A 21,143-nucleotide genomic window follows, 5' to 3' on the forward strand; every position below is an offset into this window, starting at 1 on the left:
ACATCCTATGAATGCAATTATTCATACCCTCTCTGTGATTCGTGGTGATCAACGACCAGAGTTTATTCGAACTGAAGTTCTTTCAGACATTTTAGACCATACAGCAGAGCAATATCCGACCCATATTGCCCTGATTGATCAGGAGCGAAAGATCAGTTATGCCGAGTTACAACAGCAAGTCGATCAAATTGCACAGCAGTTGATCCAGCGTGGTGTCAAAGCAGGTGATCGCGTGGGACTATGGTTACCACGTGGAGCAGATTTACTGATTGCTCAAGCGGGGATCTGTAAAGCAGGTGCTGCATGGCTTCCCTTTGATATGGATGTTCCTGTCGATCGTATTCAGATTTGTCTGGATGATGCCCAAGCCGTGGGGATTGTGACCAGTCAGGAATGGGCGGGTTTACTGACACAACTGCAACAAAATGTATGGACTGCGCATGAACTGAATCAGCCAACACAACACCCGATAATTCAGCAACGTGCTGCACTGGATGATGCGGCTTATATCATTTATACCTCTGGTTCAACGGGCAAGCCGAAAGGGATTGTAATCGAGCAGCGTAATATTTGTCACTTTCTGCGTTCAGAAAATTCAGTCTTGGGCGTATGTCACCAAGATAAAGTCTATCAGGGCTTTTCTGTCGCTTTTGATATGTCGTTTGAAGAAGTCTGGATTTCTTATTTGGTCGGTGCCACGATCTGGATTGCACCCAAAGATCTGGTGACTGATCCTGAGCGTCTTTGTAAAACCCTTCAACAAGAAAATATTACAGTTTTACATGCCGTGCCAACCTTATTGGCGCTATTTCCAGAAGATGTACCAAATTTAAGAATCATCAATCTGGGCGGTGAAATGTGTCCCGAAGCTTTGGTGGCGCGTTGGGATTTACCACATCATCAGATTTTTAATACCTATGGACCGACTGAAACAACTGTCACCTCAAGTCTGGCGCGTGTTTATGCCAATGAACCTGTGACGATTGGCGTTCCCTTGCCGAATTACGGCATGCTGGTTTTAAACGATCAGCTTGAGCTATTAGCGCAGGGCGAAGTGGGTGAGCTTTGTGTGTTTGGCCCAAGCGTGGGACGTGAATATTTAGGGCGTCCAGAACTTACCGCTGAAAAATTCATTGATAATCAATGGGCGCAAAACGAGCACGAACTTAAACTGTATCGTACAGGTGATTTGGCACGACTTGATGAAAATGGTCAAATCCAGTGTTTGGGACGTGCTGATGATCAGGTCAAGATTCGTGGTTTCCGTGTTGAACTAGGTGAAATTGAAGCCGCTTTGTGTGATTTAAATGGAATCGGTACAGCGGCTGTGGTGTTGCGCCGTGATGACGAAATGGATCAACTGGTCGCTTTTATCGTGCTTGATCAAGAGGCTAAAAGCCAGATTCAGGTGAAAGATATTCGGACATATTTAAAGTCCAGATTGCCAGCGTATATGGTTCCCAACCGTTTTGAAATTGTTGAGCAAGTTCCACGTTTATTGTCTGGAAAAATTGACCGAAATGCATTGCGTAAAATTGAGTTGACGACTTCTATAGATAAAGAAGTTTCAGACGAACCGCAAAATGAAGCAGAAAGTATTTTATTTACTATTTTACAGAAATTATTTCCAAATCAGGCGATTCGCCTCAGTGCCGATTTCTTTGATGATTTGGGTGGACATTCACTTTTGGCTGCTGTATTGACGTCTGAGCTACGTGAATATCCTGAATATGCGCAAATCACGATCCAAAATATTTACCAAAATCGTAAAGTTGGTGCGATTAGCCAGTTTATGTTGGCCCAGACCAAGCAACAGCAAATGCGTGAAGTGAATAGCTATGAGGTAAATAGCCTGCATCGTGTGCTGTGTGGTGTGGCGCAGCTTGTGGTCATCCCTGTATTGATTGCGCTGACCATTTTACAATGGCTTGCTCCATTTTTTAGTTATCACTATTTTACGGGTAGCCCGAGCGATAGTATTCCCCATGCAATTGCGATTTCACTGGGCGTATATGTACTGAGTATGATTGCCAGTTTTGCGCTCTCCATTGTAGGTAATCGCTTATTGTTAAGGGGTGTTAAAGCGGGTGAATATCCACTCTGGAGTAGAACTTATTTTAGATGGTGGCTGGCAGATCGGTTGACCAACATTGCGCCTGTTTATTTATTGGCGGGTTCAAGTCTAAATCGTCTGTATTTGCGTGCTTTGGGCGCTAAAATTGGTCAGAACGTGCATATCGGTTCAGTCTTTATCCGCATGCCAGCCTTGCTGCAAATCGATGATGGTGTCAGTGTTGGTTCACATGTCAATCTGGAAAATGCCAAAGTCGAGCAAGGTCATCTGGTTTTAGGTCGCATACATTTAAAACAGGAAAGTTATGTCGGGTCTTATAGTGTTTTGGAAGAAAATACCTGTCTTGAAGATTATGCCCATTTAAAAGCTTTATCGGCATTGCCAAATGGTCAAACTATTCCTGCACATGAAATCTGGGATGGCGCACCAGCAAAATATCATAGCCGTATTGATGTAGCGCAATTATTGCCACGTGAAAAAGTAAGTACTCTGCGTAAAATGTGGGAAGCTGCTTACTATGCAGTGAGTGCGATACTGATTTCCTGTTTATTTTTTATCCCGATCTTCCCTAATTTTATTTTGGTCGATTGGCTCGATGTCAAATATTTTAGTGACTGGGCAAGCAGCAATAGTGCGATTACTGCCTTGCATTATTTCTTGCTTGCCATTCCTGCCAGCGTATTGATGATTATCGCCACAGCATTATTCGCGGCATTGGTGCGTAAAATCCTGTTGCCAAGTCTCAAAGCTGGAACCTATTCGTTGCATAGCTCGACTTATTATCGTAAATGGTTTGCCACTCAAATTTTGGAAACCAGTTTGCAAACTTTGCATGGATTGTTTGCGACGGTTTATGCACCTGCATGGTTTCGTTTGCTGGGTGCCAAAGTGGGGAAAGACAGTGAAGTTTCAACCGCCACAGGTGTGATCCCTGAGTTACTCACATTGGGCGATGAAAGTTTTATTGCCGATGCGGTGATGCTAGGTGATGAAGAAATTACTCGTGGCTGGATGATTTTACAGCCGACAACAATCGGTCGTCGTAGCTTTGTCGGAAATAGTGCTTATATTGCCGATGGTACAGATTTACCTGATGGGGTATTGATTGGTGTTCAATCAAAAATTCCTGAAAAAGATCAATTACAAAGTGGTGAAACATGGTTTGGTTCACCTGCGTTACGGCTGCCTGCACGTGAAACGGTTGCGGATTTTCCTGAACATTTGACCTTTAAACCTAGTATTGCACGACGGATGATGCGTGGTTTTATTGAAGGTTTGCGTATTGTGCTGCCTTCTGCGTTTGCAATTGGTGTTGGTTATATGATCGTGTTATCTGTAATCAATACGGTGGTCACAAAAGGCTGGCTCTATGGCTTACTGGCTTTAACCTTGTCAGGTATTGCTTATGGTATTGTAGTTTTCTTCTCATCGTGGTCTTGAAATGGGCGTTGATTGGTCATTATAAAACCCGTTCAGCACCCATGTGGACGATGTTTGTCTGGGTCAGTGAAGGTATTACCAGTTTATATGAGTCGATTGCCATTCAGAACTGTCTCAACTATGTACGTGGTACACCGTTTTTGCCAATGTTATTGCGCTTACTGGGGGTCAAAGTCGGTAAAAATGTATATCTGGATACTGCTGATATCACCGAGTTCGATTGCGTAAGTATTGGAGATAACAGTGAACTGAATAGTTTTAGTGGCCCTCAAACACATTTATTTGAAGATCGAATCATGAAAATTGGTGAGGTGAAAATTGGCAGCCATGTCACCGTCCATTGTCGGAGTATCGTACTCTATAATGCTGAAGTTGCCGATCAAACGCTACTTGGACCGCTGACACTGGTCATGAAAGGTGAAAAAATTCCAACTCAATCCGCTTGGATCGGTTCGCCTGCACAACCATGGGTGGCTGGCTAATACGGGTCTGAATTGCAGCAAAAAATGGGCGAATGAATCGCCCATTTTTATGTCTACTCTTTTTTACAGCGCTTGTTCATCCAATAAAAGCTGCGCTTCACGTAGGCTTAATGTCCCTTCATAAATGGCACGACCCGTAATCGCACCCAAAATACCAGGCTGGCCTTTGAGTAAACGGACATCTTCAAGATTGGTCACACCACCAGAAGCAATCACAGGAAGCCCTGAATATTGAGCCAAATTGACAGTTTGCTCGACATTGACCCCTTGCATCATGCCATCACGGGCAATATCGGTATACACGATGCTAGAGACACCCGCATCGGCAAAACGTTTGGCCAAATCAGTGGCTTTGACATCGGTCACATTGGCCCAGCCGTCTGTTGCTACAAAACCATCTTTAGCATCAATCCCGACGATAATATGACCGCCAAATTGTTTGCATGCTTCTTCTACAAACGCAGGATCTTGAACGGCTTTGGTTCCAATAATGACAAAAGATACGCCAGCATCCAGATAATGCTCAATGGTTTCAAGCGAGCGAATACCACCACCAATTTGAATTGGTAGTTCAGGTTGTGCTTTGGCAATCGCTTCGACCACAGGTTTATGAATCGGTGTACCCGCAAAAGCACCGTTTAAATCAACCAAATGCAAACGACGCGCGCCTTCATTGACCCAATGTTGAGCAGTTGCGACAGGATCATCTGAAAAAACCGTATCATCTTCCATACGGCCTTGTTTTAAACGGACACACTTACCATCTTTCAGGTCAATTGCAGGGATGATCAGCATGCTTTCGCTCCTTGCTTCATCTGGGAAAATAAAAATTGCCTCATCTTAGCAAACTCTATCGCAATTGCTAAGTCAACAGAATGAAGATTTCGTTTTAATCTGGATGATTTTGTTTGGAGAGTTGCTGTTGTGCTATTGCAGATAAGTTTGATAGGTCGGAATGAGCAGAATGCTTAAAAGCCCAATCATCAGACTCAATGGAACAAGAATAATATAAATCCAGCCAAAGAATCGTTCCCACTTACAGGTATAGCGTGTTGGGCCAAAATCGTTGAAACGCGTATTGCCTTTGGCACAGAGTAAATAGACCATAAACACAATATTGATGAGCGGAACCATATAAAGTAAAGATAACCAACCACTTTGATTACAATCATGTAAGCGGCGAATCATAAAAATAAAATGATAATAAACAAAAATCGCAGTCAGCGTGCCTATAGAACAAATCATAAACAGGATGGTTTGATTTGAATAGCTGCTTTGTTTTTCGCTCATTTGAATCAGACCAAAACCAATGGTACTACACGCGATTAGAAAAAAAAGACTTCCCAGTAAACTCCAAGCTGCAAATGATAAGCGACCAAAACGACCTTCGGGGCGTAATGGCGAATCATTGGCGAGACAAGTACCCTGAACTGAAGAGCGCATCTTATTTTCCCTGAAACGTTCAACTATTTTGAATAAGGCAGTTTTGAGATCAAGTCTAAAGTATAAAAGAAAAATGAAAGATAAATTGTAATATTTATATTTTTTGTGATGGATTTAAAAGATCAAGTCAATTTTGACTTGATCTAGTGTGAGTGTGCAGACGTTGCTTTAAATTTTCCATTCCACAAAGTTTTTTAACAGCTGTAAGCCTGCTGTATGACTTTTTTCAGGATGGAATTGGGTTGCAAACAAGTTGTCTTGATGAATGGCGGTACAAAATGGCAGCCCATAATCGCAGGTTGCGGCAACTAATTCACTTTGCTGCGGTTCAACATAATAACTATGCACAAAATAAAAACGAGCATCCTGTTCGATCTTATTCCACATAGGATGAGATGGATCGGCTTGATGAACCTGATTCCAACCCATATGCGGCACTTTTAAACCTTCGATTTCAGGAAAATGTTTGACCTGACCTGCAAAGATTCCAAGCGCGTCAGTTCCGCCATTTTCTTCAGAACGTTGCATAAGCGCTTGCATACCGACACAAATGGCTAAAACAGGCTTATTAAAAGCCGCTTGACGCACGACCTCATCAATTCCAGCCTCATGCATGCCTTGCATACAATCCCGCATGGCGCCAACCCCAGGAAAAACAATTTTATCTGCTTGCGCAATCAGTTTTGGGTCATTGGTCACATCGACCGTTGCTCCCACATGTTCGAGTGCTTTGGCTGCCGAATGAAGATTTCCCATGCCATAATCAAGTAAAGCAACACGAGTCATTACAGACTCCCTTTGGTCGAAGCAATCGTTCCTGATGCACGTGGATCAACTTCACAGGCCATACGAAGTGCGCGGGCAAAGGCTTTAAACACACTTTCGATCTGGTGGTGGCTGTTTTTGCCTTTGAGATTATCAATATGTAAAGTCATCAGCGCATGGTTAACGAAGCCCTGAAAAAATTCAGAAAATAAGTCGACATCAAAACTTCCAATGCGCGCGCGGGTAAATGGAATATCCATAAATAAACCTGGACGGCCAGATAAATCCACCACGACACGAGAAAGTGATTCATCTAATGGCGCATAGAAATGACCATAACGGCGCAAACCTTTTTTATCAGCTAATGCCTGTGCAAATGCTTGACCCAGCGTAATTCCGCAATCTTCAACGGTATGGTGATCATCAATTTCAAGATCGCCATCACAGTGAATATCAATATCAAATAAACCATGACGCTTGATTTGATCAATCATATGGTCTAAAAATGGAACTCCAGTGTTCAGTGTACCCTGACCAGAACCATCAAGATTCAAACGAACCCGGATTTTGGTCTCATTGGTATTTCTTACCACTTCACTGATACGCTCTGTCATGGACACGTTCCTCAAAAAACGTTAAAAATGATGAATATAAAGCTCAATTCGCTGTGACAAAAGTGACAGCACACAGATTGCTCAGGAGGGTTAATCCATGCCTATAACCGTACATGCTTATACTTCACTTGAAAACGAAGAAATGCGCAGCCAGCTTGAGCGACTGTATGACACAAGTCCTGAATTTGGCGATGGGCAAGATGCGGTCGAGCAGCTAGAACAAAATCTGGCGCAGTATACCACAGTCTATACCGCTGAATTTAACACCAAGATTATAGGTGCAATCTGGTGTACAGGACAAGGTGAAAGCAAGATTCTGGAATATATTGTTGTACATCCTGCCAATCGGGGGCGAGGGGTCGCGGAACGTCTGGTGAGTGAAGTTTGCCGTATGGAAGAAGAAAAAGGAGTTAAATTTTTTGAACCAGGTTGTGGGGCGATTCATCGTTGTCTGGCGCATATTGGTAAATTATCGGTTCAGGGATAATTTTTGCGAAAATACTGCTTTAAATTTAAACGTTCAGGCAAAAAATGCAGGCTGTATCTTGACTGAGGCGGTCGAACATTGTTTAATACGCCCACATCGGCGCGATAGCTCAGTCGGTAGAGCAACGGATTGAAAATCCGTGTGTCGGCAGTTCGATCCTGCCTCACGCCACCATATTTAAAAACCAAATTTGTGTTTTCGATCCCTGATCCCATCAGGGATTTTTTTTGGGTAAAAAAAAGACATTTGATGAAAAAGATGCTGATTTTGATTGACTAATTGCCTGAGATACGGCTTAATACACGCCATCGGCGCGATAGCTCAGTCGGTAGAGCAACGGATTGAAAATCCGTGTGTCGGCAGTTCGATCCTGCCTCACGCCACCATATTCAAAAAAGCCTTAGACATTGTTTAGGGCTTTTTTATTGTCTGACAATTTTAGTGATGTGCTTTTATTTTTATTTTATAGTCAAGTATAAGCATCTCAAATCAAGGAGCGGAGGATGAAAGATTTATTCTCAGCCCAAAGTCAGCTTTATCAACAGGCACGGCCAACTTATCCACAGGCAGTAGTTCAAGAGCTGCTTAAACATGTGCCTGCATGCGACTTTGCATGGGATTGCGGTGCGGGATCAGGTCAGTTTACCCAACTTTTAGCGCCTTATTTTGAGCAAATTGTGGCAACAGATTTAAGCGCCAATCAATTGCAACACGCCCCTTATTTTGAAAATGTCAGTTATCAGGTACAGACGGCAGAACAGGCTCGTTTTCCAGCGCAATGTTTTGATTTCATCAGCGTCGCCCAAGCGATTCACTGGTTTGATTTTGATGCTTTTTATGCGCAAGTTAAACGAACTTTAAAACCCAATGGTGTATTTGCTGTATTGGGTTATGGTTTGATTCAGATCGATCATACGCAACTCAATGACGCGATTCAGTATTTATATCGGGTCATCCTCAAAGATTACTGGGATGCTGAACGTCATTATGTGGACGAGCAGTATCAGACCATTCCGTTTCCATTTAAGGAAATTGCCATGCCTGATTTTAAAATTCAGTTAGCGTGGTCTTCTGAACAATTGATTGATTATTTGTACACGTGGTCGGCAATCAAACATTATATCCAGCAAAATGACACAGATCCTTTAAATCGAATACGAGCCTTGTGTTCATCCGATCAAAGCTTTCAAATTGAGTTTCCTATTTTGTTAAGAGTAGGAACGCTTGGGTAATCAATAGCAAAACAATGATGCATAGCCGCTTTAGACATGACGATACTGTGATAACAGCCAAATCTAAGACATAAAAAAAGCCAGATCATTGAGATCTGGCGCTGAAAACTCATCATTCTTATGATTTTCGAGATTTTTAAAATTTAAATTTTACATTTTTTACTTTTTTGATAAGTCTCGATATTTTCAATATTAGTTTGAGCCTTATTTTTCAGGGCTTGCTGTAGTTTTAGATTGTTTTCATCTGAAGTGTCTTCTGAACCAGCCAAATTGTTCGCCATATCTTTGGCTTTAGCTGCATGTTCAGATTTTCCACCAAAAGCACTAAGCGCTCCACCTGCAACACCCGCCCATTTACTGATGGTTTTGTTTGGCGTATCCGTTTGAATGTTGGTGATGTTTCTTTCAGCAGCTGCAAGCTCTCGTTTGGCATTGGCTTTTTCAACACTTAGATCAGTACAGCTTAATGCTTTCAGTTCTGTCGTGGTAAATGGTTTGGTATTTACTTCAGCCTGAACAAAATTGGATGCAGTAAGAGCAAGCATCGCACAACCTAATAGTTTTATCTTCATTGTTTGAATCCCCCTGATGAATCATCATTCAGATTCAATTTTAATCAGACTATTGCTAGATTAATTGTCATATCATCGATATTTATTTGGCATTTAAACCTTGAGGACTTTGATTGCACTAAAGCGAATCTTATTTAGTCTTGAATTAGACGTTTGCCCATACACACCACATCCACTTCTTCATAACCCAGTTCTTCGTAGAAAGTTTGTACATCAAGATTATCCTGACGAACCAATAATTGAAGTTTAGGGCAACCGCGTGCAATCAGACGTTTTTCCAACTGTTGAACCAATGCGGTCGCAATACCTAGACGTTGGTGTTGCGGATGTACTGCCAAATAATTCATCCAGCCACGATGTCCGTCATAACCCCCCATTAATACGGCAATTAATTGTTCATCTTTTATGGCCACTAAAAATAGATCATCCTGCTGAACCAGTTTACGAAAAATATCCAGCTCGGGATTGTTCCATGGGCGAGTCAGCCCACAAATTTCCCAGAGATGAATCACGTCATCTAGATCGGACTGAATAAATTGGCGAATCATAAACATGGAATTTTCTACTTGTTATTGTCTTGCTTTAAGATAATCGAAAATTGTCTATTTGATAAGTCTGCTTCTCATACAGCAAAAAAAAGCACCCAAGGGCAGTCGGGTGCTTTTTTAACAGATTAAATCTGGAGATTAAGCAGATTTGGCTTGAGCTTCTGCCACCAGCATATGACCAGTTTCTTCAAAATTTGCATGCCATGACAACGATTCGCGTAGTAGATGCGGTGTATGACCACCTTTGGCACAGGCACGATCGAAGTAATCGTTTAAAGCGCCCTGATAAAGTGGATGTACACAATTGTCAATAATCACACGTGCACGCTCACGAGGTGCAAGTCCACGAAGGTCTGCAAGTCCTTGCTCAGTGACTAAAATATCGACATCGTGCTCACTATGATCCACATGCGATACCATTGGTACGATTGAAGAAATGTCACCACCTTTGGCAATCGATTTGGTCACAAAAATAGCCAAATGCGCATTACGGGCAAAGTCACCTGAACCGCCAATACCGTTCATCATTTTGGTACCGCAAACATGAGTTGAGTTCACGTTGCCATAGATGTCAAATTCAAGTGCAGTATTGATCCCGATAATCCCCAAACGGCGTACCAATTCTGGGTGATTCGAGATTTCCTGAGGACGTAATACCAGTTTATCTTTATAGGCTTCAATATTACCAAAGACTTTTTCACCACATTTTGCAGAAAGGGTGATTGAGCTACCTGATGCAAATTTCATTTTTCCTGCATCAATTAGTTCAAAGGTACAGTCTTGTAATACTTCTGAATACATGACCAAATCTTCAAAGTTTGAATCTTTTAAGCCAGTGAGTACCGCATTGGCAATTGAGCCAATCCCTGCTTGTAATGGACCCAGATTTGTAGGTAAACGACCTTCTGCAACTTCTTTTTCAAAGAAGGCAATCAGGTGATTGGCAATCCCTTGCGTTTCATCATCAGGTAAAGTCACGGTTGATGGTGAATCTGCGGTGTCATTAAATACGATCCCAACAATTTTCGCAGGATCAATTTGAATGGCAGTAGTACCAATACGTTCATCGACTTTGGTCAATGGAATAGGCTGACGCGTAGGACGATAAGTTGGAATATAAATATCGTGTAGACCTTCAAAAGCTTCGCTTAAAGAGGTATTGATTTCAACAATGACTTTTTCCGCAAAAATCGCAAAGCTGGCAGAGTTACCGACTGATGTTGTTGGAATAATACCACCATCTTCAGTAATTGCAATCGCTTCAATCACCGCTACATCAGGACGTTTTAATTGTAAGTTACGCATTTGTTCAACAGTTTCAGACAAATGCTGATCGATAAACATCACTTCGCCATTATTGATGGCACGACGTAATGTGTTATCCACTTGGAAAGGCAAACGACGCGCTAAAACACCAGCTTCGGTCAACTGTTTGTCTAGATCGTTACCTAAACTTGCACCCGTGATTAAGGTAATTTTTAAAGGATTGGCTTTAGCACGATGAACCAGTGCTTGCGGAACCGCTTTGGCTTCACCAGCGCGAGTAAAACCACTCATACCGACTGTCATACCGTCTTGGATAAACTCAGCGGCTTGATCTGCGCTGATGACTTTGTCATGAAGGGAGGCTAATCGGATACGATCTAAAGACATGGCTTACTCTCAATCTTGTGGATTACATAGGAGGGGATTGTACCTACTCTACAAGCGATATGGAGGCATGTTAGGCTAAGGTCTAATTTTTATAATAAATGTGGGTATAAATATTAATGATGTTTTTAACTGTTTGATTATACTAAGATAAAAATTGATCGATTAATGATCTGCATCATTTGTTTGTTGTTTTTTTAGACAAAAGTATTAGAAGCGTTCGGTGAGGCTTTGCTTAATTTTATTAAGTGGATTGACCGATGCTGTGTCATCTTGCAAATGTTTAGGTAGAGGCAGTGAAATGATGGCTTCAAGTCCTCCTTCTGGGCGATTATGAATCAGTAATTCACCCTGATGAATATCCACAATTCGTTTCACGATCGACAGTCCCAACCCGCTTCCTTGTACGGTACGTGCTGCATTTCCCCGAACAAAAGGCTGCATCAAGTCATCAATCTGATCTTCTGGAATGCCTTCTCCATGATCTGCAACGCTGATTAAAATATGTTCATTTTCAACATGGGCACTCAGTTCAATCGGTTCCGCACCATAACGTTTGGCATTATTAATCAAATTGGCAATCAGTCTTTTTAAAGAAAGGCTACGTGCAGGAATAATCGGAACATCCTGTGCCTCAAAACGAATATCCAGTGGTTTAAATTGCACCACCAATTCTTGTAATAAGATATTAATATTGGTTTCGCGCAGTTCTTCATCTGATCCATCACGCATATAAGAAATGAACTGATTTAAAATCGCATCCATATCATCGACATCATAGATTAAACCTTCCCGGAAAAATTCATCGGGCAGCATTTCGGCAGTTAAACGGATACGGGTCAGGGGAGTACGCAAATCATGTGATATACCTGCCAACATAATACGGCGATCCCGTTCAGTTTGTTCAAGCGTATAAATCATATGATTAAACGCCTGATTCACTTCACGGATTTCCTGTGGACCATGATTGGTTTCCAGATAGGGCGCTTTACCTGTTTTACTATATTCATTGGCGGCATTCTGTAAACGACGTAATGGGCGGTTTAACTGACGCACAAGGGTTAAAATAATGATGCAAGCAATAATGGGAACCCCCAATAACCAACCAAAAATAAGCTCAGGGCTATAATTGGCATAGGTTTTCAGCGGTTCACGGACCCAGTTGCCTTTCATTTCTGGTGTTTGAATCCAGATACGTGGGCTGGGTTTGAACTGAAAATAGACGGTTACGTCTTTAACATTTAGCTCTTTGGCCAGTTTATCTTCGACATTATTGGTGAAGAAATCTGCAATGACTTTATCGCGGACGTTGGGATATTCTTTGGGATTGGTGATGTATTCAATCCCGATCCGATTTTTGAGCCAAGTATCGATATCGACTTCATTATTGCGATGAAATATTCGAATATCAGGATTATTGACCAGTTCCAGTTCAACCGCGAGATAACGGGCATGTTGCTGAATTTCAGGTAAATAAAGCGTTCGCCAGAAAAACCACAGTGACATGACCAGACTGAAAATCACCACAAAAACCACCAGTACTGCCGTACGCATTGCAGCAGAGCGTGGTTTTATTTTGTCGAGAAAGCGCTCCCAGCGCGTGCGTTTACGCTCTGAGTAGGCAACAAAATCGGTATAGTCCTGTGGATTAACGGGGTCGAGCTTCAATGCATTATCCTACAGTGCCAGCTTATTCAGCACCATCTGGTACAAAGACATAACCAATGCCCCAAACAGTTTGAATATAACGTGCACGAGCTGGATTTTCTTCAATTAAACGACGTAAACGCGAAACCTGCACATCGATTGAACGTTCCATTGCTCCCCATTCACGACCACGCGCCAGATTCATGAGTTTATCGCGCGTTAAAGGTTCACGTGGATGCTGTACCAAAGCTTTGAGGACGGCAAATTCACCTGTCGTTAAAGTGACGACTTGACCTTCACGGGTCAGGGTGCGCGTTGATAAATCCAGAGACCACGGGCCAAAACTGACCACTTCCATTTGCTGGCTAGGCGCACCTGGAACTTCACGCACTTGACGGCGCAGTACAGCACGAATACGGGCTAGTAATTCGTTTGGATTAAAGGGTTTCGGTAGATAATCATCGGCACCTGCTTCCAGACCTGCGATACGGTCTGAGTCGCTGCCCCGTGCAGTCAGCATAATAATGGGCGTATCAATATTGGACTGGCGTAAACGGCGACAGATACTTAAGCCATCTTCGACAGGTAACATGAAATCTAACACAATCAATGAAAATAATTCTCGTTGTAACAAGCGATCCATTTGAGTGGCATCGTGTGCGGTTTTGACCACAAAACCTTTATCTTCCAAGAACCGTTGTAAAAGGGTGCGTAAACGCACATCATCATCGACCACCAAAATGCGTTCGACACGGTCGGTTTCGTTTTGTACAGCTTCATTATTTTCAGCAGGTACAACTAAACTCATGATGTACTCCCTTAATTTAAGTCAATATTTATAGCTTATTGGATCATTGCAGTATAATGCGGATAGTCTGTTTAAGACTATGTATCAATTTGCTCAAAATTACAATTTTCCGTGTGATTTGAAACCAAAAAACAACATGTTAAAGCGATTTTGCGGTACTTGAAGTTTGCAGCTTTAGGTTAAGGTGATTTTAGCATGCGAGATGTGTCATTTTTTTGATTAAATCCTTGTTTGTCCAATTAAATTTAATCATTTTTAGTTTATTTGTTGTGGGGGAAAGCATCGATGCTGTGCATGATGCAAATATATAAATGCGCGTTTGCAAAAAACATAACTCTTCATTTTCATTGCAATGGGATTGGCAGAAGCGTTGAGCATTTGATTTGAGTAAATAAGTTTAGCAAAAATGTGACTGTCTAGGCTAAAGCTTGAACCAGATCAAATAAAAATGTCTAAAAATTGAAAAAAACACAGGTTTGATTCAAAATTTCGTTTTTAATACGCAAAACAATTGTGGATTTTATAGTCTCGGTCTTTATAATCATTGCTTTTAAACTTTAGCCTTGTGGAATCAAATACGATGACTGACTTAGTTCAGCAGTTGGCAAGCGAACTTGCCGTACGTCCAAACCAAGTAGAAGCTGCCATTCGTTTAATTGATGAAGGTGCGAGCGTTCCATTTATTGCACGTTACCGTAAAGAAGTAACGCAGGGTTTAGATGATACACAACTGCGCCAGTTAGATACCCGCTTGGCTTATTTGCGTGATTTGTATGAGCGCCGTGAAAAAGTCATTGAATCATTAAAAGAACAAGACAAACTTTCAGAAGATTTGTTGGCACGGGTCAATGCGGCTGAAACCAAAAATGCGCTGGAAGAAATTTACGCGCCGTATCGTCCAAAACGTACCAGTAAATCGTTTAAGGCCAAAGAAGCGGGTCTGGGCCCTGTCGCAGAAAAAATCCGAAATGAAAATGTTGAACCTGTAGAGGCTTTATCAGGATTTAGCCATGAAGACTATCCAGATGTTGAAAGTCAACTAGATGCGGTACAGCATATTATCATTGATGAATGGGCACAAAATATTGCTTTAACCACAGCGCTCAAAGCACTCTTTGCAAAAACTGCGATTTTGAAAAGTGCGGTGGCGTCTGATGAGAAAAAAGAAGTCGGTAAAAAATTCCGTGACTATTTTGAGTTTTCTGAAAACCTAAATAAAGTCCCATCACATCGTTTATTGGCGATGCTCCGTGGTCGTCAGGAAAATGTACTGGGCTTAAAAGTCGATGGTGAAGATGAAGCACCATTGGCGCAAATTGAAACTGAATATAGTCTTGAACAAATTCAGCCCCAAGCACGTCAGGATTTTTTAAAGCAAACCGCTAAATTATTTTGGTTGGGTAAAATTCGTCCACAAATTGAACATTCGTTGCTGACTGAAAAACGTCTTGCTGCTGAAGCAGAAGCAATGGAGGTTTTTGCTGAAAACTTGCGTCATTTACTCTTGTCTGCGCCAGCAGGTGGTCGTACCACTTTAGGTGTTGATCCTGGGATTCGTACTGGCGTGAAACTGGCAGTAGTAAGTGATGCGGGCGATGTCTTGGCACATAGCACCATTTATCCATTTGCACCTAAAGAAGATAAAGAAGGTTCGATCACTGAATTGGCGCGTTTGTGCCGTGAATACAATGTCGATTTGATTGCAATTGGCAATGGCACGGCGAGCCGTGAAACAGAAGCGGTGGTTGCAGAAATGATGACCGCAAACCCTGACCTCAAGCTGACTCGGGTTAGCGTCAGCGAAGCGGGTGCTTCGGTGTATTCAGCCAGTGAATTGGCGGCGGCTGAACTTCCAGAGTTAGATGTCTCCATTCGTGGTGCGGTCTCGATTGCCCGTCGTTTGCAGGATCCTTTGGCTGAACTGGTCAAGATCGATCCAAAATCGATTGGTGTGGGGCAATATCAGCATGACGTGAACCAGACAGGTTTGGCTAAAACCTTGGACGCGGTGGTTGAGGATTGTGTAAACGCCGTTGGTGTTGATGTCAATACTGCATCATCTGCAATTTTAGGTTATATCGCAGGTTTAAACAAAGCCATTGCCCAGCAGATTGTTGAATATCGTAAAGAAAATGGTCGTTTTGAAAATCGTCAAGCGTTGAAAAAAGTGCCACGTTTAGGCGAACGTACTTTCGAACAGGCAGCAGGATTCTTGCGCATTCAGAATGGTTCAGAGCCATTAGATGCCTCTGCGGTACATCCAGAAAGTTATGGTTTAGTGGAAAGAATAGTCGAAGCCAAAGCAACCACGGTGAAAGATATTATTGGTAATAGTGAAATTATTCGCCAAGTTAAAGCGGATGAATTTGTCGATGACCAGTTTGGTTTACCCACCGTTCAAGATGTATTGGCCGAGCTTGAAAAACCAGGTCGTGATCCGCGTCCAGAATTCCGCACGGCTAAATTCCGTGAAGACATTACTGAAGTGGCGCAATTAACTGAAGGTATGCAGCTTGAAGGGGTAGTGACGAATGTCACTAACTTTGGCGCATTTGTCGATGTGGGTGTACATCAGGATGGTTTGGTTCATATTTCTGAATTGGCCAACGAATTTGTTTCTGATCCACATAAAGTGGTCAAACCGGGTCAAATTGTACAAGTACGTGTACTCACCGTCGATGCTGAACGCAATCGTGTCAATTTAAGTATGCGTCCTGAAGGTTCGCAGCCTCCTGTAAAAGTACAGCGCCCACCACGTCGTGATCAACAAGAGCAACGCGAAGAACGCAAACCACAAGCTAAACGTCCGCAAGCGGCGCGTCAAAATGATCAGGCGAAAAAACCACAACGTCCTAAACAGGATAAACCACAAGACAATAAAATTGGTGGATTCGGTGCATTGTTATTGCAGGCAGGGATTAAAGGATCGAAGTAATTTCTGAGTTTGTATATTGCTTTGCTTGATGTGATATACATCCAAATTGAATCATAAAAAACCTCTCTCAAATGAGAGGTTTTTTATTCTTGTTTAGAAGATGTTAATAGTTGATTCAGTTCATATTCTTTCTCATGGAGTCGCGTTAGTTGTTCATTGGAAAGGTTATGATTTGTTTTTAATAAAGCGATATCTTTGATAATTTGGGTGATTAAAACTTCAAGTTGGGGTGGCTGTAAAAGTTTTTGCGCTAGCTTTAATCCTTCTGTTTGAATGGCATAATTTAAACTTATTTTTTTGACAAGGTTTAGAGCAAAAGGCGGGCAAAAAAGACTATCTAAAAACAGTAGCAATAGGGTTTTAGGACGAAGAGACAGTGTTTTGCGTTGCAAAAAAATCATTAAAATATTGATGAGATTAATGGCATAAATAACAATAATAATGAGCGCAATAAGAGTATGTGATGCTTTGCCAATAATTGATAAAGGCAGTGCGATAAGCGTCAAAATAGCGCCAATTGTATTTAAAAATTGAATCAATTTAAGCTGTTGAGCTAGGTTGTAAATTATCTCAATATCGGCTGGAACAATAGGTGCTGTCTTGTTCTGCGTTTGCCATTTGACTTTGAACAGTAAGGTTGATGGAAAGAATAGTGATGGAATAAATAAAAACTTTTTTCCAAATGAATAATTGAGAGAAACAGTTTGAACATGAAAAGAGGATCGTAATCCTTTACTTAAAAAGAATTCATTAAAATAACAAAGTTGAGCCGAGTCATATACATATAACCCGACTAAAGTGAATACAAACAGATAGTCAGTATCTAAAAACATTTAGGATTTATTGCGTTTAAACAAAGATGCAATCCAGCTGCCTACTGCAACCACACCAACCGCTACAAATTTCCACGCGGCTGCAAAAAAAGCTGCAATTGCTGCCCACAAGCCTTTTTTGGTTGCAACGACAGCTGCTCCACCTGCAATCAGTGCTGCTAGACCATATTCTGCAACTTTATCTCCTGCTTTATATTCTGAATATTTTTCTCCAGCATTAAAGTCAAAACCAGTCAGAGTTTGCTTAAATTCTTGAATATTTTTGGTTAAATGTTCTTCATCGGAAATTAATGTCGCACTCATGACTCCAGTGCGTCCGAGTAGACGAATGGTATAGTTAATCGTGTCGTTGTTATTTTCATCGCGTACTTTAAGTGCCCATTCCAGTTGTTTGGTTTGTTCGTCATAATGAGGAGGGACAGACCAGCCCACTGTATAAAGTTTGGTCAGACCTAAGCGTTGACGTTCTTCATTGGCAGGGGCGTCGGATTCTTTGAGTTGCTTAAGCAACGCATCGGCATCGATTTTTTCATCATCTTTAACATAGCCTGATGGATCAAAATCAAAGGTTGCCCACCATGAATTATCTGCCGCGACTAAGATATTGGTGCTTCCTGTTGCTAAATTGTCTGTCAGCTCCAGAAATTTGTCTGAATTTGTCGTGTCCAAGAAACCTTCATCTTTTAAGGTTTTAATTGAAGCTACTTGCGCGATATTCTCTTTTTCAGGACCAATATGCCAATCAAGTTTTGACATCGGATTTTCTTGTTGAGCCGATGAGGAGGTAGTTTGTGTGTCTGCTGGTTCTGCTGCAAAATTAGGGGTTACAATAAAATTCATACTCAAAAGAATGGCATAGCAAAGCGGTTTTAATGCCGAATTTTTTTTGGCTGTAGACATAATGTACTCACATTTTTTTTAAATTTTTGATGAATTAATAATCTATTTAAATAAATTATGTGTGAATTTTAAACTAATTTTATCATTTGTTAAAATATATTTTATTTTGTTTTTATTTTGTATGGTTGCCGCCATGACATGATCACAGCGGCATGATTTGAAACTTACCAATGCTCTCCAGGGAAAATTCGAGCATAGGTCTTTTGCATCCAGTTCAGTTTTTCCTGTTTTTTGCCCACTGCTGCATCTGAACTTGGGAACAGGTTAAATCCAATCGACATCAATAGGTTATTGACTTCAGGCACCAAAGAGTAAGTGACTGAGGCCAAACGACCTAAATTCGTCGCAATACGTTTAGGACGTTTTACAACGGCATAAGCGATGAGATCTGCGGCCTGATCTGGTGAAAGAGTAGGAACATAATTATAAATTTTGGTCGGTGCAATCATCGGCGTACGAACCAAAGGCATGTAAATCGAGGTAATCGAAATTTTATGCGAATGCACTTCGGCCGATAGACAACGACTAAATGCATCCAGCGCAGCTTTAGATGCCACATAAGCCGAAAAACGAGTTGCGTTGGCCAATACACCAATCGAACTAATATTAATAATCTGACCACCTTTACGGTTAATCATATGAGGTAAAACATTTAAAACCAAACGTACTGCACCGAAATAATTGAGTTGCATGGTACGTTCAAAATCATGGAAACGGTCGATAGATTCATGCACAGCACGACGTATAGATCGCCCAGCATTGTTGATTAGAATATCGATATGCTCGACTTTCTGTATGATTTCTTTGGCAACACGATCAATGGCTTCCATGTCACTCAAATCACATGGAAAGATTGATGCTTTACCGCCTGCTTGAACAATCTCGGTCTGTACTTGTTGTAGTGTATCCTGAGTACGTGCGACTAATAGCACATGAGCACCTGCGGATGCCATTTTCTTTGCGACTGTTAAACCGATACCACTAGATGCACCAGTGATCAGAATAACTTTATTTTTGACATTCTCTTGGAAAAGAGTTTCAAGTTTTTTATTCACGCGTTTTTCCCTGAGCTTTGAGCTTAAATCCAAAAGCTTTACTTGTTTTTTTACCGCCTTAGAAGTTTTGGTGAATGAATCTATTCAACCAAAGTCTAGGTAATTATTATTGGATTTAATTTTAAAAAAGTCTATAGTTAAGTCCATGAATTTACAAATGTTTTTAGAGTAATTGCTCTAATCTTAAACTGTGCTTGGTTCACTTTTAACATAAAAAAATGCCCTTATATAATAAAAAAGTCCGCATTAAAGCGGACTTAGTGAGTACTTTTTACTATTTATTTAGACGCTTGCCAAAGCTTGATCCAGATCTGCAATTAAATCTTCAATATGTTCAATCCCAACAGATAAGCGAACCATGTCTTCACTTACCCCTGCGGCTTTAAGCTCTTCAGCATTTAACTGGCGGTGAGTGGTGGTCGCAGGGTGGCAGGCCAGACTTTTTGCATCGCCAATATTGACCAGACGGGTAAACAGTTGCAATGCATCAATAAAACGCGTGCCGCCTTCACGACCATCTTGAACCCCAAAGGAAAGTATCGCGGAGGGTTTACCTTTCACGTATTTTTGTGCCAGTGCATGCTGAGGATGATTTTTTAAACCCGCATAATTGACCCATTTGACTTTGGGATGTTGTTGTAAATATTCGGCAACTTTAAGCGCATTTTCAGTATGACGTTCCATGCGTAAAGACAAGGTTTCAAGTCCTTGTAAAATCAAAAACACGCTTAGTGGACTAATCGCAGCACCTGTATTACGCAGTGGGACCACGCGGGCACGAGCAATATAGGCGGCTGGGCCTAAGGCTTCGACATAATTCACGCCATGATAGCTTGGATCGGGAGTATTCAACACTTTAAAACGTTCAGGATATTGTCCCCATGGAAACTTGCCGCTGTCTACAATCACACCACCAATGCTATTGCCATGACCACCAATATATTTGGTGAGTGAATGCACAATAATATCTGCGCCAAAATCAAACGATTTCTGAAGTACAGGCGTGGCGACGGTATTATCCACGACAACAGGTACACCATATTCATGTGCAATCTTGGAAATCGCTTCCAGATCAATAATATTACCCAATGGATTGCCAATCGATTCGACAAAGACCAGTTTGGTTTTATCATCAATTAATGCACGTAAACTTTCAGGTTGTTGGTAATCAAAAAAACGAACTTCAATGCCTTGTTTGGGTAGGGTGTGCGCAAATAAATTATAGGTTCCACCATATAAGGTCGATACGGACGCAATATTATCGCCAGCTTCCGTAATGGTTTGAATAGCATAAGTAATCGCGGCCATACCCGAAGCCAAAGCCAATGCGCCAATCCCCCCTTCAAGCGCAGCAATTCGCTGTTCCAGTACGGCGGTGGTCGGGTTCATAATCCGCGTGTAAATATTCCCCTGAACTTTTAGATCAAATAAATCTGCCCCATGTTGCGTGTTATCAAATGCATAAGAGGTGGTTTGGTAAATTGGAACAGCCACTGCTTTGGTGGTCGGTTCTGGGGAATAGCCTGCATGAATAGCAAGCGTTTCATCTTTATAGGTCTGTGTCATTTTATTTTCCAGTGATGCATAAAAATCAAGCAAGGTTGTGTTTTAACATATTCTTTATGATTAATTTATCTATTTTTTAGGAACAGTCATCT

At 41.5% G+C, this 21,143-nt stretch carries 16 protein-coding genes, 2 tRNA genes and 1 pseudogene; 6 read left to right on the forward strand and 13 right to left on the reverse strand.

Features of this window, described 5'->3' with window-relative positions; translation table 11 throughout:
• The first annotated feature begins 7 nt into the window (after positions 1-7).
• A pseudogene (locus I6L31_RS11805) lies at positions 8-3,996 on the forward strand (Pls/PosA family non-ribosomal peptide synthetase).
• A 63-nt stretch (positions 3,997-4,059) separates the two neighbouring features.
• On the opposite strand, the gene hisA reads toward I6L31_RS11805, so the two are convergent.
• The 4 genes from hisA to hisB all read right to left on the reverse strand — a co-directional run bounded on the left by hisA (position 4,060) and on the right by hisB (position 6,818).
• Positions 4,060-4,791, reverse strand: a complete 732-nt coding sequence (gene hisA, locus I6L31_RS11810; protein WP_005001063.1) for a 1-(5-phosphoribosyl)-5-[(5-phosphoribosylamino)methylideneamino]imidazole-4-carboxamide isomerase — start codon at positions 4,789-4,791, stop codon at positions 4,060-4,062.
• A gap of 132 nt (positions 4,792-4,923) precedes the next feature.
• Positions 4,924-5,439 (reverse strand): DUF805 domain-containing protein, encoded by a 516-nt coding sequence (locus tag I6L31_RS11815; RefSeq protein WP_005001065.1) that lies wholly within the window; start codon positions 5,437-5,439, stop codon positions 4,924-4,926.
• A 168-nt stretch (positions 5,440-5,607) separates the two neighbouring features.
• A complete protein-coding gene (hisH, locus tag I6L31_RS11820) occupies positions 5,608-6,225 on the reverse strand; it encodes an imidazole glycerol phosphate synthase subunit HisH (RefSeq protein WP_004991840.1) in 618 nt (205 codons plus the stop codon).
• Positions 6,225-6,818 (reverse strand): imidazoleglycerol-phosphate dehydratase HisB, encoded by a 594-nt coding sequence (hisB, locus tag I6L31_RS11825; protein WP_004991837.1) that lies wholly within the window; start codon positions 6,816-6,818, stop codon positions 6,225-6,227. Before hisB ends, hisH begins: the two co-directional genes overlap by 1 nt.
• Before the next feature lie 97 nt (positions 6,819-6,915).
• Between hisB and I6L31_RS11830 the strand changes: the two genes are divergently transcribed.
• The 4 genes from I6L31_RS11830 (at position 6,916) to I6L31_RS11845 (ending at position 8,537) form a co-directional block, all read left to right on the forward strand.
• Positions 6,916-7,305 (forward strand): GNAT family N-acetyltransferase, encoded by a 390-nt coding sequence (locus I6L31_RS11830; RefSeq protein ID WP_004991836.1) that lies wholly within the window; start codon positions 6,916-6,918, stop codon positions 7,303-7,305.
• 98 nt (positions 7,306-7,403) lie between these two features.
• A tRNA-Phe gene (locus I6L31_RS11835) sits at positions 7,404-7,479 on the forward strand.
• Positions 7,480-7,615: 136 nt separating this feature from the next.
• A tRNA-Phe gene (locus I6L31_RS11840) sits at positions 7,616-7,691 on the forward strand.
• Positions 7,692-7,808: 117 nt separating this feature from the next.
• Positions 7,809-8,537: a class I SAM-dependent methyltransferase gene (locus I6L31_RS11845; protein ID WP_004991833.1), complete on the forward strand. Its 729-nt coding sequence runs from the start codon at positions 7,809-7,811 to the stop codon at positions 8,535-8,537.
• Between the two features lie 143 nt (positions 8,538-8,680).
• Here the strand turns inward: I6L31_RS11845 and I6L31_RS11850 are convergent, their stop codons facing one another.
• From I6L31_RS11850 to ompR, 5 genes are all read right to left on the reverse strand, one after another.
• Positions 8,681-9,109: a hypothetical protein gene (locus I6L31_RS11850; RefSeq protein ID WP_004991828.1), complete on the reverse strand. Its 429-nt coding sequence runs from the start codon at positions 9,107-9,109 to the stop codon at positions 8,681-8,683.
• A gap of 134 nt (positions 9,110-9,243) precedes the next feature.
• A complete protein-coding gene (locus I6L31_RS11855) occupies positions 9,244-9,663 on the reverse strand; it encodes a GNAT family acetyltransferase (protein ID WP_004991825.1) in 420 nt (139 codons plus the stop codon).
• 132 nt (positions 9,664-9,795) lie between these two features.
• Positions 9,796-11,310 (reverse strand): acetyl-CoA hydrolase/transferase family protein, encoded by a 1,515-nt coding sequence (locus I6L31_RS11860; RefSeq protein ID WP_005001074.1) that lies wholly within the window; start codon positions 11,308-11,310, stop codon positions 9,796-9,798.
• A 207-nt stretch (positions 11,311-11,517) separates the two neighbouring features.
• Positions 11,518-12,975 (reverse strand): ATP-binding protein, encoded by a 1,458-nt coding sequence (locus I6L31_RS11865; protein ID WP_004991819.1) that lies wholly within the window; start codon positions 12,973-12,975, stop codon positions 11,518-11,520.
• A 22-nt stretch (positions 12,976-12,997) separates the two neighbouring features.
• Entirely contained in the window at positions 12,998-13,762 is a 765-nt protein-coding gene (gene ompR / locus I6L31_RS11870; RefSeq protein WP_004991813.1) for an osmolarity response regulator transcription factor OmpR, read from the reverse strand.
• Between the two features lie 580 nt (positions 13,763-14,342).
• On the opposite strand from ompR, the gene I6L31_RS11875 reads away from it, so the two are divergent.
• Positions 14,343-16,697: a Tex family protein gene (locus I6L31_RS11875; RefSeq protein ID WP_005001077.1), complete on the forward strand. Its 2,355-nt coding sequence runs from the start codon at positions 14,343-14,345 to the stop codon at positions 16,695-16,697.
• 83 nt (positions 16,698-16,780) lie between these two features.
• On the opposite strand, the gene I6L31_RS11880 is transcribed toward I6L31_RS11875, so the two are convergent.
• From I6L31_RS11880 to I6L31_RS11895, 4 genes are all read right to left on the reverse strand, one after another.
• On the reverse strand, positions 16,781-17,530 hold the full coding sequence (locus tag I6L31_RS11880; protein WP_005001079.1) for a hypothetical protein: 750 nt from the start codon (positions 17,528-17,530) through the stop codon (positions 16,781-16,783).
• Complete coding sequence (locus I6L31_RS11885; protein ID WP_005001081.1) at positions 17,531-18,430, reverse strand: DUF2167 domain-containing protein; 900 nt, start codon at positions 18,428-18,430, stop codon at positions 17,531-17,533.
• A 164-nt stretch (positions 18,431-18,594) separates the two neighbouring features.
• A complete protein-coding gene (locus I6L31_RS11890; protein WP_004991809.1) occupies positions 18,595-19,485 on the reverse strand; it encodes an SDR family NAD(P)-dependent oxidoreductase in 891 nt (296 codons plus the stop codon).
• A 282-nt stretch (positions 19,486-19,767) separates the two neighbouring features.
• Complete coding sequence (locus tag I6L31_RS11895; protein WP_005001083.1) at positions 19,768-21,051, reverse strand: O-acetylhomoserine aminocarboxypropyltransferase/cysteine synthase family protein; 1,284 nt, start codon at positions 21,049-21,051, stop codon at positions 19,768-19,770.
• Between the last annotated feature and the right edge of the window lie 92 nt (positions 21,052-21,143).

Source organism: Acinetobacter septicus (assembly GCF_019355975.1).
In the GTDB taxonomy this organism is placed as follows: domain Bacteria; phylum Pseudomonadota; class Gammaproteobacteria; order Pseudomonadales; family Moraxellaceae; genus Acinetobacter; species Acinetobacter ursingii.